The following is a 12,981-nucleotide window of genomic DNA, read 5'->3' on the forward strand; positions in this document are numbered from 1 at the left end:
TTATTTGCAGTCTGCTGACGCGCCTTCTTTCACCCATACATCGCTGTTGCCTGGTTTGTCACCTTTTGTCCACCATTTCGCGCGGTACTCGAAACCTTGATAGGTTGTCTTGTCACCACCGTTGTAGACCATGTCGGAGCGCCAGTTCATTTTCACCTGGCTGACCAGTTCCCATGCATCGGCGTTAAAGCCAGGTTTGTTGCCCTGAGTCCAGTACTTCGCTTTCCATACCAGATTATCGGAGCTGACCATGTCGCCGTTGTTGTAGATTTTGCTGGATTCCCATGCCGCGTATTTGCTGGCATTGGCATCTACCGGGTTATCGCAGCTGCCGGTTGCAGTGCCTTCATCAGATGGGGTGTTACCTTCATCGGATGGCGTGTTGCCTTCGTCAGACGGGGTATTGTCTTCATCAGGCACAACCGGGGTGGCTTTCGGCGTTACGGTAACCTGTACGTTAGACTGTACGCTGGTTTTACCGTCGCTTACGACAACGCTCAGGGTGTAGGTAGAGTCAGTTGTAACGTCCGGCGCGGTGATCTGTACGCTGGAGGTATCAGTACCGGTCGCGTGCATATCAGATGGTACGCTCCAGGCGTAGGTCAGTGCATCGCCGTCTGGATCCGCTGCCTGCACGTTCAGGGCGTAGGTCTGACCGGCTTCCAGAGTGACGTTCTGCATCTGGTTAACCACAGGGGCCTGGTTGGCTTTCGGCGCTTTGTTCACAACCTGAACGTCAGCGGTGCTGCTCAGACCTTTTGGATCGGTCACGGTCAGACGGAATGCCAGGGTCTGGTTGCTGGTTACAGCGCCAACAGAGAAGGTCGCTTTCGCTTTGGTGCTGTTGGTCAGGGTAACGCTTGGGCCAGAAATCTGGGTCCATTTGTAGGTCAGCGCATCGCCATCAGGATCGGTGGAGGCAGAGCCATCCAGAGTCACGGTCGCAGGGCCGGTCACGGTTTGATCCGCCGCAGAAGCAACCGGTGCATGGTTGGTCACTACCGGATCTGGCGTGGAGCTGCCCAGCAGGCTTTCGTTCATCGCGTTCAGGATGTCGCCGTTATCGGAGTCGATAGACCACGCGAACAGGCCGCCCAGGTTTTTCGCCAGAACGTACTTACCTTTTGCCGTTGCGGAACGGGCATCTTCATAAGAGATCAGCTCGCCGGTGGATTTGTTGAAGACGTATGGCGCTTCAGCATCTGCGTCGTAGCCATATTCCCAGCCTGGCTTGCCTTTGTACTCGTTCACAATCTGACGATAGTCAACAACGCCTGGTTCCCAGGTGCCTTTCACGCCGTCAGTCGCCGTACCGGTGAACGGGTTGTTGCCGGTATAGCCGTGAACGCCAGTCCAGCCACGACCGTACATGCCGGTACCCACCACGATTTTGCCTGGCTGTACGCCCTGCTCCAGCAGCGCGTTAACGCCATTTTCGGTGGTGTAGTTGGTGTCCGGACGCCATGCTGGTGCATGCAGCGCAGCCTGGTGGCCCAAATCGGTCATGCTCCACGCGCCGTAGAAGTCGTAGCTCATCAGGAAGATGTGATCGAGATACTGCTGCGCCGTGGTGTAATCCACGTCTTCAATCTTGTCTTTACCGGCACCGATGGCGCTGGTCAGTTCATAGGTGCGTCCGGTTTCAGCTGACAGTTCGTTCAGCATGGTACGCAGATCGTGCATCAGCGCGGTGTAGGTTGCTTTATCCACCTGCGGGTTGCCCAGCGATTCGTTCACACCGCCGCCGCCCGGGAATTCCCAGTCGATATCCACGCCGTCGAAGAATTTCCAGGTTTTCAGGAAGTCTTTAACAGAGGCCACGAAACGTGCACGGATCGCGGAATCGTTCATGTGATAGAACGGATCGGACATGGTCCAGCCGCCAATGGATGGCAGAATTTTCAGGTCAGGATGGGCTTTTTTCAGCGCCATCAGCTGGCCGAAGTTACCTTTGTACGGGTCGTCCCAGTTAGATACGCCGGACTGTGGTTTCTGCAGCGCAGCCCACGGATCGTGGATCGCCACGGTGTAGTCAGGACGGCCAGCACAGGCTTTCTGCAGGTTGGCGAAGCTGTTGCCGTTTTCAACGGTTTTCAGACCGTCGTTGATGCCGTCGCCGCCACAGATTGGAATGAAGCCGTACAGGATGTGGTTCAGGTTAGCGGCAGGGATTTTATCGACCGGGAAGTCACGGCCATAAACGCCCCACTCAGGGAAGTAGGCGGCAACCACTTTATCGGTATGTTTTGCGAAGGTTTTGTTGTTTTCCTGCAGAGGCGCATTCAGCGGCAGGAGGTGGCTACCGTCAGTATCCGCCACGATGATCAGCTTGCTTGCGCTTTTGGTACAGCCGCTGTTGTTACAGAGTTCAACCTGCTCCTGGTAGCGACCGCCTTTTTTCACTTTAAAGGTGGCAGAACCGGATGCACCGGCAGCACCGGACCAGACGGTCTTGCCATCCAGCAGCACTTTACCGGAGGTCGGCGCGTCGCCGCTCCAGACGTTCCACTCGACTTTTACGTCGACACCGTCGTTATGAACCTTAACAAGATTACCGTAGTCCACTACGGCCTGGTCCACTTCAACGATGGCAAATTTATCGTTACCGCTGCTGATTGAAGGCGTACCTGGCGCTGCGGCGAACGCAGAGCCGGAAACGGCTGCGACAAAGAGTGCCAGATAGGTTGGCTTCATAAATTTCATTATTAATTCCTGATAATCTTATTTTTGATAAATGAAAAGGACCATGTATTCCATATAACATGGGCGAGTACTGAATAAGCTATTTAATTAAAACCACAAACCCAATTTAATTTTACTAACCATGTATAGTGCTAATATACCCTCCATAAAAAGACATGAGCGGCAATCCTTACAGCTTATGTTTCTTACAATACTCCGGGAATGAGTTGACGTCCTTTCATTCCCTCAGCGAAAAAATTTCAAAAAAAACTTGACCGCGTAAATCAGAATGTGAATTGCAAGGTCTGCAGAATAAAAATAACCAAACCGGTGAGTGACAACAGAGGGCCAAACGGAATAACGCTATTTTCTTTAACCGCTTTATAAAAAACAAAATACAGTGCGATACCGCTTAATGCCGCCGCGAGCAATAACGAAGGTAACGCCTGCCAGCCGCACCACGCGCCCAGCGCAGCCAGCAGCTTAAAATCACCGTAGCCCAATCCCTCGCGTCCTGTTGTCAGGCGAAAGGCCCAGTAGAGAAGCCACAGCGACAGGTAGCCCGCCGCCGCGCCAAACAGGGCATCCGACAAAGGTATGGTATGAAAAAGCGCATGATTCAGCAGGCCCGCCCACAGCAGCGGCTGCGTCAGGCAGTCCGGCAGCAGCATGTGTTTTGCGTCTATCGCCGCCAGCGGCAGCAGTCCACACCAGAGCACCCACAGCGACATCAATGCAGCCGCAGACGGGGCGTACGCCGCCGTCAGGGCAAAAAACAGGGCGCTGGAAAGTTCAAGCAACAGCAGACGCAGCGGGATCGCGGTCTGGCAGCAGCGGCAGCGCCCACGCAGGCAACACCAGCTCAGAACCGGGATATTTTCCCACCAGGCGAGCGTGTGGGAGCATGCTGGACAGTGGGAGGCCGGAAACAGCAGGTTTCCGGCACCCTCCTCCTCTTTAATGAGCGGGGGAATGCGTTCGACCACCACCCCCAGAAAGCTGCCGATAATGCCGCCAAGCGTGCCGCTGAGCAGGCAAAGGGCGGGCATCTGGCTGCCCTGAAGCAGCGTCAGCGAGTTCATGCCACTTTCGCCCAGGAGAGCTTAATCTGGGCCTTTACATCGCTAAGGTGATCAACCGGCGTGAGATCCATTTTCTCCAGACGAACCCCGGTGGTTAAATTCACCTCCCGAAGCCAGTTTTTCAGTTCATAGACGTTGACCCGATCAATATTAAACGTCAGGGTTTGCCCGTCCTGCTGGATATTACTCAGCGCAACGTGGATCTCTTTGGCGCTCTCTTCCACCACGCTTCTCGGGTTACTGGTTTTTAATACTTTCGCCTGAAGGTGATTTTTATTAATTTCTGCACGCATCCAGTTCAGGGTCTGTTTCTGTTTTTGCAGCGTGCTTTTCTCATTTTTAATAATATTATCCAGCGGGGTCATTACACCGTACCAGATAATGGCGCAACAGAGCGCCGAGCCACAGAGTTTAATCAGCGTTCGTTCGCGCGGGCTGTAACGCAAATAGCGTGCTTTTAATTGTCCAATTTTCTCTTTCATTTATATTTCCCTGTGATGATAGCGGTATAAGGCGCTTCACTGGAGACCGGCTGCAGCGTAAAGTCGAAGGTATCACTCGCCTTATTGACGAACGCCTGCAACGCCGTGGGATCCATCGAACGGATGTTCAGCGTGAGCTGATTCTGGGTGTCGTCGTATCCCACTTCACTCAGTTCGACCGCCGGGAGCGATTGCTTGATCTGCTCCAGTGCGTCCAGTTGAAGAAAGATCCCTTTCTTCTCTTTCTTGATGTTCTGCCCGAAGTGGTACTTCAGGTTGGTGGTCTGGCGCAGCGTGGGGAAATAGTGCTGGGCCAATTCCACCATCTGCTGCTGGGCCAGGTTTTCCTGGGTAGAGAGCATCCATGCCATGCCGATACGAGGGCCAACCAGCAGCCCGAGACTCAGCACCGCCATGGCGGCAAGGGCCGGTTTCGCATAACGGAAACCGGTCTGTGCACCCGTGGCGCTAAAAACGCCGTGCAGCAGGTTTGCTTTGCAGCTTTTCCACTGCGGCTGGATCAGCACCAGCGGATGCTGCCAGGCCCGTTGCTCATCCATCTGCACGTCCGCTGGCGCATCGCCGTAACAGACGAGGTTACCGGCGCACTGCTGACTCAACAGCAGCGGCAACAGGGCGGCGTCGGTTTCACAGGCGCCAAACGGCGAATAGCGCATCCAGTAGCCGTTGTCGGTGGAGACCAGCGTGCTGCCGCCTTCGGTTACCGGCAGAAGGATCGCATCGGGCAGCACCTGCACCACCGTCAGCCCGGCATCGGCACAGCGCTCCAGCCAGTACTGCAGACGCGCCGCATCAATGGCCACCGCATCCACTTCCCGCCCCTTCTTGTTGAGCACCGTCCAGTGAAGCGTGTCCACATCGCCAATCAGCGTCTCTTCAGCCAGCCAGGAGAACTCAACGCTGCCTTTTTTGGGCAACGTGAAGCGACGGAAGATCATTTCGCTGGCCGGCAGTAGCAGGCAAACGCGTGTGGCTAACGCGTGACCGGCAAGCGCCGCCAGTGACGCCCCGCCCTGACGCTGTTCCACCTGGTCGCTACCGGACTCGCACCACATTATGTTCCCGTCCTCATGCGTGTCGGGACGAATAAAAAGCACCTGTTTCATAGAATTCGTCTTGTGTTATTCAACCATTCGGTAGCGACGTTGCCAGGTAATCACCTTCCCGGCTTCATTATCAACATGAAGCTGGCTGACGACGCGCAGCGTTAAATCATCGGTATTGCCGGTACTGTTGACCCGGAAATAGTGACTGTTCACCGCAAGAAACGCCTGAACCTGCTTGAGGGCGTCTTTGGTCTGCGGATAATTTGTCTCAAGCTCTTTCTGGAATGCCTCCATCGACTCCCAGCCCTCTTCCGGGCGGGAGGCGATCAGACGGGCGGCCTCGTCCTCGCTCAGCGAGCCGATAAACAGGGCTGCCAATAGCGGTGCCTGTTCTTCGGTCAGGGTGTTGACATCCACCTTGCTGGCGGTGTCGGGTAAAGCGCACAGCACTTTACTGACCTTGCCGTAGGCCGCCACCGGAAACGCGGGCAGCAGCTTTAGCTCGCCCGGGGTGCGCATCATCTGATTCGCAAGCAGCCGCGCAGGCTCTACGCCCGCCCAGGCATCCGACTCCAGCCCCTCTTTGGCCGTTGTGGTATCACCGTCGAGATAGTCCATCAGCTGCTGGTAAATCTCTTCTGCGTCACCGGCAGAAATGCCGCTGTCGGTCAGAAGCTGCTCAACGATGCGCGCTTTGACCGGTTTTTCCGGCAACGCCCCTGCGGTCTGTACCGCGGGGGTCGGATCGGCCGCCAGCAGGTTATTGACGTTAAAGCAGGTCTGGGCATCCTCAATCTGGCTCACCACGGTGTAGTGTTCACCCTCTGTCTCCACCGGCTCTGTCCACTCCCCTTTGGGCGACAGCCCCTGGCTGTCACCGCTGGCGTAGGTCTGAAGCAGACCTTCAATGGTTTTTTGCTGGCTCTGAATGGCCCAGCGCAGCTGCTGCTGGCTTACCTGATAACGGGTTTTCTGCAGATTGCGGCAGAACTGCTGGCTGATTTTGGCCGCCAGCGCCGACATCATGACCAGCAAAATTAGCACCACCAGCAGCGCGACACCGCGCTGTTTTCGAACCGATTTTCCGCTCATTTGTTCTCTCCTGACGGAGCGGGCACCGGCTGCGGTTGTGGCTGCGCTGGCGTGGCCGCATCCCCCGATGGCGCAGGCGTTTGTTCTGCTGGAGCCGCCGGGGCGACCGGCATATCACCCGGCGTGGTAAATACCCAGCGCCAGGTATCGCCATTCTCCATGGTCAGCAGAAGCTCTACGCCGTCCGGCTGATGCGCCGTGTCGGTCCATTTGTTCTGCCAACCCTCTTTCCAGAAGCGCCACGTCATCTCTTTGACATCGCTGAGGATCGGCACCTCTTCCGGCTTCACATCGGCAGGGCTGTCGATAACCGGCCAGATATCGCGCCACAGTTTTTTGTCCTCAAGCCGCCAGCGCACGCGCTCCAGCTGGACCTGACCGCTCACGCCGTTCAGCGTGGTCAACTCCAGCGCATCGTCGTGCTGGACAAATACGTCAGGCTCGTTGCGTGGCGCGCGTGCCTGAAGCTGAAAGAAATCCCGCTCCAGCAGGTTATAGGCGCGCTGAAGCTGGTTGAGTTGAGTCGCCGCCACGTCGGTGGCGTTCGAGGTGCGCATCGCCCCGTCCAGAATTTGCCAGGCAAGCGTGCTGATAACCGCGAAGATGGTCAGCGCAATCATAATCTCCAGCAGCGTAAAGCCCTGCTGACGCTGAATGTGCTTGCTCATTTCACCTCTCCGGGTTCCGGTATCTGCAGGCTCAACACCGGTTTGTCTTCATCATCTTCGGCGTACACCTGCACTTCATCGGCAAAGCGATTTTCGGCGGTTTTCACCCGCTGCTTGCGCCAGATCCAGCTTCGCCCCCCCATGATTTCTGTCCCTGTCTGCAGGGCATCCGGGAACGGCGTGTTGCTCAGCTTTGCTTCCGCCAGCTGGTTTTCCGCCACCCAGCTCGCCTGCAGCGAATCGGCCAGGCCATGGGTAAAGCGCACGTTCAGCGAGACGGAGTTCATCAGCGCCAGCGCGGCGGTGGAGAAGATGACCAGAGCGACCATCACTTCCAGCAGGGTCATCCCCTGTTCTTTGCGTTTAGTCATCGTTCTCTACCGAAACCGGTGATGCCCCCTGCGATACCACGCGAAAGCGCTGCTTTTTATCGAAACTCTGCAGGGACAGCGTGAAGCGGCTTATCTCCCCGTCCGGCAAAAAGACAATCTGCGGCGTGGCGTCGGTTGTGGCAGCAATGCGCTGCGGTGACAGCGACACGTGCATCTCTTCCGGGAACTGGCCGTGGGTGACAATGCGCCCGGCGGTTAAGGGTTCCCAGTGACGTTCGCCCTCTTTTTCGGCCCAGGTCACCAGCTGATATTCTGAGGTGGTGATCACCAGCCCAACGATATTTCCGTCCATTACCGCACGGTCTGAACCATATTCAACGAGGGCTTTTAACTGCTGACCGAAAATATCCGCGCCGCTGCGCGAGGGGATTGTCGACACCACCATCATGGCGCAGGAGGCAAATATCACCAGCGCCAGAATAATTTCCAGTAAGGTAAACCCACGTTGCTTATTCATTACTTCTCTTTTTTATCTAAAGACCAGTTGGTAATATCATCCGCGGTATTCGCTTCGGCATCCGGGCCCGCAGAGAAAACATCCACTGCGCCATGTTCGCCCGGGCTAACCAGAATATAATCATTGCCCCACGGATCTTCCGGCAGGCGGCGAATATAGCCATCATCACGGTAGTTTTTCGGGATAGGCGCGATATCAGGTTTGGTGACCAGCGCCTGCAACCCCTGCTCCGTCGTGGGGTAACGGTGGTTATCCAGCTTGTACATATCCAGCGAACCTTCCAGCGCCACAATATCGCTGGTTGCTTTCTGGGCATCGGCTTTTTCTTTATTCCCCATTAAATTTGGTACCACCATACTGGCGAGCACACCGAGAATAACGATCACCACCATTAATTCGAGCAAGGTAAAACCGGCCTGACCTTTCAGGCTATTTCGTTTTAAAGACATATTTAACCCACCATATTATTGAGCTGAAGAAGCGGTTGTAGTATTGACAGCACGATAAATAAAACCACTGTCGCCATTGTCACCACCAGTGCCGGTTCAAATACCGACAGCGTTAACGTAATTCGATGCTGTAATGCCGATTCCTGGTTTTCCGCGGCGCGATCCATTAATGAACCTAATTCCCCGCTCTCTTCGCCGGAGGCAATCATGTACAGCATGGTCGGCGGAAAGAGTTTCGCCTGGTCCAGCGCGTTATACAGAGAAGCGCCCTGACGTACGGTATCCGCCGCCTGCTCCAGCACCTGCCGGGCATAGAGGTTTTCGATCCCGTCCATCGCGATATACATCCCCTCCAGTAGCGGGACGCTACTGGCCTGCAGAATGCTGAGCGTGCGGATATAGCGGGCGCTGTTGATGGCGCAGACCAGCTTTTTGATCGGCGAGCCATTCACCAGCCAGCTGTGCCAGCGAAAGCGGTTTGTGGTTTTCTTCACCCACGTCTTAAAGCCCACGATTGCGCCGAACAGCCCTCCGGCAATGTAGATCCCGTACGCCTGCAGAAAATCGCTCACCGCAATCAGCGTACGGGTGGTGATCGGCAACTGCTGTTTCATGTGCACGAACTGCTCGATGACCTGCGGCACCACCGCCACCAGCAGGATGCTGATCACCGCCACGGCAACCACCGTCAGGGTGATCGGGTAGACCATCGCCTGCGTCAGCTTGCTTTTCATCTTCTGGCGCTGCTCGTTGTACTCTGCCAGCTTCTCCAGCACATCGCCGAGGTGGCCGGTTTTTTCCCCGGCCATCACCAGCGTGCAGTACAGCTTGTCGAAGGTGCGCGGGAACTGGCTGAAGGCATCAAACAGCGTATGCCCTTCCACCACTTTCTCGCGGATCTCCGTCACCATAGCCGCCAGCTTTTTGTCTTCCGTCTGCTTTGAAATGGCCTTCAGGGCGCTTTCCAGCGGCAGCGACGCGTTAACCAGCGTTGACAGCTGACGGGTGAACATCGACAGCACCGGCACAGAGAGTCTGGCGCCGGTTTTGGCTTTAGCGCTGGCCGCATTTTCACGGGTTTCGGTGATGGTGAGCGGCATCAGCTTCTGCTCACGAAGCGACTGGCGCACCTGCTTAGGTCCTTCCGCCTGCAGCGTGCCGCGCTGGGTTTTTCCGGCGGCATCGGTCGCAGTCCACGCGTAGAAAGCCATTATTCATCGCCTCCACGCTCGGCGGTCACGCGCATCACCTCTTCAAGGGACGTGATACCGCTGATGACCTTCATCAGCCCGTTTTCGCGCAGGCTGTAGGCCTGTTTGAACAGCTCGGTCTCAATGGACATCTCATCTTTATCTTCATGAATGGCGCGGCGCATGGCGCTGTCGACCACCAGAAACTCGTGAATGCCCGCGCGTCCCTGATACCCGCTCTGGCGGCACTGGTCGCAACCAACGGCGCGATAGATGGCCTTTGGTGGCTTATCCATAAAGCTAAACAGCGCTTTTTCATTGTCATCCAGCGGACTGGTGGTACGGCAGTGCGGACACAGCCGACGCACCAGACGCTGGGCAATGACGCCGAGTAGCGACGAACCAATTAAAAAGGACTCCAGCCCCATATCCCGCAGACGGGTGATGGCCCCCGCCGCACTGTTGGTGTGCAGCGTAGACATGACCAGGTGACCGGTGAGCGACGCCTGCACCGCGATTTGCGCGGTTTCACCGTCACGAATTTCCCCGATCATCACCACGTCCGGATCCTGACGCAAAATGGCGCGCAGGCCGCGGGCAAAGGTCATGTCCACGCGCGGGTTGACCTGCGTCTGCCCCACCCCTTCCAGCTCGTACTCAATCGGATCTTCGACGGTCAGAATGTTGCGTTCATGTCCGTTCAGGGCCGACAGAATGGCATACAGGGTGGTACTTTTACCGGAGCCTGTCGGCCCGGTGACCAGGATGATGCCGTGCGGGCGGTTAATCAGCCCTTTCAGTTTTTCCAGCTCTTCATCAATGAGTCCGAGCTTGTTGATATCCGGTTTCAGGTTGCTCTTGTCGAGCAGACGCATGACCACGCGCTCGCCGTACTGCGACGGAATGGTCGAGACACGCACGTCAATCGCCTTGCGGCCAATGCGCAGGGAGATACGGCCATCCTGCGGCAGACGTTTTTCGGCGATGTCGAGTTTCGACATGACCTTAATACGCGAGACCAGCAGCGGGGCCAGTTTACGTGCGGGCTGGAGCACCGGGCGCAGCACGCCGTCAACGCGAAAACGGATGCTCAGCGTGCGCTCAAAGGTTTCGATATGGATATCCGATGCACCGTCTTTCACCGCTTCGCCGAGAATGGCGTTGATCAGGCGGATCACCGGCGAGTTTTCGTCGTTATCCAGCAGATCTTCGTTGTCCGGGATCTCCTCGGTTAACGCCATCAGATCGATATCCGCATCCATATCGTCTACCAGCTGCTGCGAAACGCCGCTGTTCTGCTGCCAGATTTTGGCCAGCATCTCATCAAACGCCTCCGCGCTCAGCGCCTGGGGCACAAAGGCGTGCCCCAGTACCCGGCGCATCTCCAGTAGCGCAAACGCGGGGACGTCGTCACGGATATAGACCGTGTCGTTCCAGAAAAGGATGCCGTTCTCCTTCGCAAAGCCGCTGGTGCAAAGCTGTTTCGTCAGTTCATCCACGCGTCACCTCCCCTTACTCTTTGAAGGGGTTGCGCGTGGTGGCAGGTGCGCTCACGCCGACCGGCATGGAGTGATCCTGCTTTGGATAGGCAGGCAGGACGGCGTTATCGGTGTTCTCAACAATGCCGAGCTTTTTCTCCTCCAGACGCTGCTGTTGACGGGCGCGGATCTGGTCGTATTTCTCCTTCGTCGCCGCGCTGTAGTTGTCGTCATCACGCAGGACCGTGGTATGGATAAAGACCATCAGGTTGCGCTTCGACGTATCCTCCGACGTATAGCGGAACAGCTGTCCCACCAGCGGCAGATCGCCGAGCAGCGGCACTTTCGACACGTTCTGTTTGCTGACGTTTTCCATCAGACCGCCCAGCACCACCGTCTGGCCACTGTGGACCATCACTTCGTTGTTGATGGTACGGGTGTTGAAGGTTGGGCCGAGGCTGGCGTCTTCGGTGGCGCTGGCGTCAACGCTGGAGACCTCCTGCTCGATCTTCAGGTGGATCATGTCCCCGTCGTTGATCTGCGGAACAATCTTCAGCTTGGTACCGACGGTTTTACGCTCAACCGAGTTAAAGACGTTGTCGCCGCTGGTGGTCTGAGAACCCGACAGCACCGGCACATCCTGACCCACGTTGAACGACGCTTCTTTGTTATCCAGCGTCACCACGCTTGGCGTGGAGAGAATATCGTTCTTGCCGCTGGTGGAGAGCGCGGTCAGCAGTGCGCCATAGTCACCGTTGAAGAAACCGGTCGCCAGGCCAGTAAAGGAGGCCCCTTTGATCGTGCCGTTTTTGACCTGGCTAATGGGCAGACCGGTTGAACCGAACTGCACGCCGCCGTGTTTGCCGGTCCACTGCACGCCGAGATCCATGCCGTTACCGTCCTGCACTTCCGCAATGATGGCTTCCACCAGCACCTGCGGACGACGAATATCCAGCTTGTCGATCACCTTCTCCAGCGAGTTCATGACGTTTGGCTGAGCGGTGATCACCAGCGAGTTGGTGGACTCATCGGCGGTGATATTCAGCTCGCTATTGGTTGTCGCGGTTTTGCTTTTCGCGGTACCGGCTTTGTCTTTCAGCTGCTCACCGATACCGGTCAGCACTGGCACCACTTTCGAGGCGTTGGCGTATTTCAGGTAGAAGACGCGGGTATTGCCCTCGTTGTTCTGTTCGCGGTCGAGCTGGCCAATCAGCGAGCGGGTACGCGCGCGGGCATCTTCGGTGCCGCTGATCACCAGGCTGTTGGTTTCATCATCGGCCACCACTTTGGTCGCCAGCTGTGGGGCGTTCTGCCCTTTCTGCTCTTCATTGTTGAGGTTGTTCAACATATCGGAGAGCTCTTTCGCCGAGGCATAGCGCAACGGTACGATTTCACGACGCTGCATACCGGAACGGTCCACGCGCTGAACCAGATCCACCAGGCGGTTCACCACCGAGGCTTTCCCGGTTAACAGCAGCACGTTAGAAGGTTCAAAATGGACCACGTTGCCGATCCCCGAGGCATCGTTCAGCTGGCGCAGCAGCGGGGCCAGCTCGCGCACGGGGACGTTCTCCATGCGCACTACGCGGGTGATGATCTCATCCCCTTTGCCCGGGTTTCTGCTGTCGGCCACCGGCACTCCGGCGGTACGCGCCACGCTGGAACGCACCACTTTGATCATGCCGTTATCCATTGGGATCACCGACAGACCGTAGAGATCCAGCACGCTCAGGAAGAACTGATAATATTCATCTTCCGACAGCACGTTATAGGTTCTCACCGACACCGTGCCCTGAACGGACGGATCGACAAGAATCGTTTTATTCAGATTGCGACTTACCGTATCGATAAATTCGCGAGGTAATGGTGCCAACTTACTGATTTAGTGTATGATGGTGTTTTTGAGGTGCTCCAGTGGCTTCTGTTTCTATCAGCTGTCCCT

Annotated in this window: 11 protein-coding genes and 1 pseudogene; all 12 read right to left on the reverse strand. The window is 56.5% G+C overall.

Going from position 1 to position 12,981, the window contains the following annotated elements; genetic code table 11:
* The gene (locus AX755_RS11525) at window positions 1-2,703 is read right to left on the reverse strand and encodes a glycosyl hydrolase family 18 protein (RefSeq protein ID WP_062856787.1); all 2,703 of its coding nucleotides are present in this window, start codon (window positions 2,701-2,703) and stop codon (window positions 1-3) included.
* A 263-nt stretch (window positions 2,704-2,966) separates the two neighbouring features.
* On the reverse strand, window positions 2,967-3,764 hold the full coding sequence (locus AX755_RS11530; RefSeq protein ID WP_062856788.1) for a prepilin peptidase: 798 nt from the start codon (window positions 3,762-3,764) through the stop codon (window positions 2,967-2,969).
* Window positions 3,761-4,246, reverse strand: a complete 486-nt coding sequence (locus tag AX755_RS11535; RefSeq protein WP_023621352.1) for a type II secretion system protein M — start codon at window positions 4,244-4,246, stop codon at window positions 3,761-3,763. The genes AX755_RS11530 and AX755_RS11535 overlap by 4 nt, the downstream gene beginning before the upstream one ends.
* Window positions 4,243-5,373, reverse strand: a complete 1,131-nt coding sequence (gene gspL / locus AX755_RS11540; protein WP_062856789.1) for a type II secretion system protein GspL — start codon at window positions 5,371-5,373, stop codon at window positions 4,243-4,245. The genes AX755_RS11535 and gspL overlap by 4 nt, the downstream gene beginning before the upstream one ends.
* 15 nt (window positions 5,374-5,388) lie before the next feature.
* Window positions 5,389-6,405, reverse strand: a complete 1,017-nt coding sequence (gspK, locus tag AX755_RS11545) for a type II secretion system minor pseudopilin GspK (protein WP_062856790.1) — start codon at window positions 6,403-6,405, stop codon at window positions 5,389-5,391.
* Entirely contained in the window at window positions 6,402-7,073 is a 672-nt protein-coding gene (gene gspJ, locus AX755_RS11550) for a type II secretion system minor pseudopilin GspJ (RefSeq protein WP_013097346.1), read from the reverse strand. The genes gspK and gspJ overlap by 4 nt, the downstream gene beginning before the upstream one ends.
* Window positions 7,070-7,444 carry a type II secretion system minor pseudopilin GspI gene (gene gspI, locus AX755_RS11555; RefSeq protein WP_029883205.1) on the reverse strand — a complete coding sequence of 125 codons (375 nt, stop codon included), beginning with the start codon at window positions 7,442-7,444 and terminating at the stop codon, window positions 7,070-7,072. Before gspI ends, gspJ begins: the two co-directional genes overlap by 4 nt.
* Window positions 7,437-7,922: a type II secretion system minor pseudopilin GspH gene (gene gspH, locus AX755_RS11560; protein WP_020689911.1), complete on the reverse strand. Its 486-nt coding sequence runs from the start codon at window positions 7,920-7,922 to the stop codon at window positions 7,437-7,439. The genes gspI and gspH overlap by 8 nt, the downstream gene beginning before the upstream one ends.
* Window positions 7,922-8,371 carry a type II secretion system major pseudopilin GspG gene (gene gspG / locus AX755_RS11565; protein ID WP_013097349.1) on the reverse strand — a complete coding sequence of 150 codons (450 nt, stop codon included), beginning with the start codon at window positions 8,369-8,371 and terminating at the stop codon, window positions 7,922-7,924. The genes gspH and gspG overlap by 1 nt, the downstream gene beginning before the upstream one ends.
* Before the next feature lie 2 nt (window positions 8,372-8,373).
* Window positions 8,374-9,582, reverse strand: coding sequence for a type II secretion system inner membrane protein GspF (gspF, locus tag AX755_RS11570; protein WP_020689910.1), 1,209 nt, complete (start codon window positions 9,580-9,582; stop codon window positions 8,374-8,376).
* Window positions 9,582-11,060, reverse strand: a complete 1,479-nt coding sequence (gene gspE / locus AX755_RS11575; protein WP_062856791.1) for a type II secretion system ATPase GspE — start codon at window positions 11,058-11,060, stop codon at window positions 9,582-9,584. The genes gspF and gspE overlap by 1 nt, the downstream gene beginning before the upstream one ends.
* 13 nt (window positions 11,061-11,073) lie before the next feature.
* Window positions 11,074-12,897 (reverse strand): annotated as a pseudogene (gene gspD / locus AX755_RS11580) (type II secretion system secretin GspD); the annotation flags it as partial.
* Window positions 12,898-12,981 lie beyond the last annotated feature (84 nt).

The organism is Enterobacter sp. SENG-6 (genome assembly GCF_001605945.1).
Taxonomy (GTDB): Bacteria; Pseudomonadota; Gammaproteobacteria; order Enterobacterales; family Enterobacteriaceae; genus Enterobacter; species Enterobacter cloacae.

What these genes read in the sequence shown, in the direction of transcription:
- gspJ (WP_013097346.1), bottom strand. Translation starts at nt 7,073, where the DNA reads ATGAGCAAGCACATTCAGCGTCAGCAGGGCTTTACGCTGCTGGAGATT.
- gspH (WP_020689911.1), bottom strand. Translation starts at nt 7,922, where the DNA reads ATGAATAAGCAACGTGGGTTTACCTTACTGGAAATTATTCTGGCGCTG.
- gspI (WP_029883205.1), bottom strand. Translation starts at nt 7,444, where the DNA reads ATGACTAAACGCAAAGAACAGGGGATGACCCTGCTGGAAGTGATGGTC.
- AX755_RS11525 (WP_062856787.1), bottom strand. Translation starts at nt 2,703, where the DNA reads ATGAAATTTATGAAGCCAACCTATCTGGCACTCTTTGTCGCAGCCGTT.
- gspG (WP_013097349.1), bottom strand. Translation starts at nt 8,371, where the DNA reads ATGTCTTTAAAACGAAATAGCCTGAAAGGTCAGGCCGGTTTTACCTTG.
- AX755_RS11530 (WP_062856788.1), bottom strand. Translation starts at nt 3,764, where the DNA reads ATGAACTCGCTGACGCTGCTTCAGGGCAGCCAGATGCCCGCCCTTTGC.
- AX755_RS11535 (WP_023621352.1), bottom strand. Translation starts at nt 4,246, where the DNA reads ATGAAAGAGAAAATTGGACAATTAAAAGCACGCTATTTGCGTTACAGC.
- gspL (WP_062856789.1), bottom strand. Translation starts at nt 5,373, where the DNA reads ATGAAACAGGTGCTTTTTATTCGTCCCGACACGCATGAGGACGGGAAC.
- gspF (WP_020689910.1), bottom strand. Translation starts at nt 9,582, where the DNA reads ATGGCTTTCTACGCGTGGACTGCGACCGATGCCGCCGGAAAAACCCAG.
- gspK (WP_062856790.1), bottom strand. Translation starts at nt 6,405, where the DNA reads ATGAGCGGAAAATCGGTTCGAAAACAGCGCGGTGTCGCGCTGCTGGTG.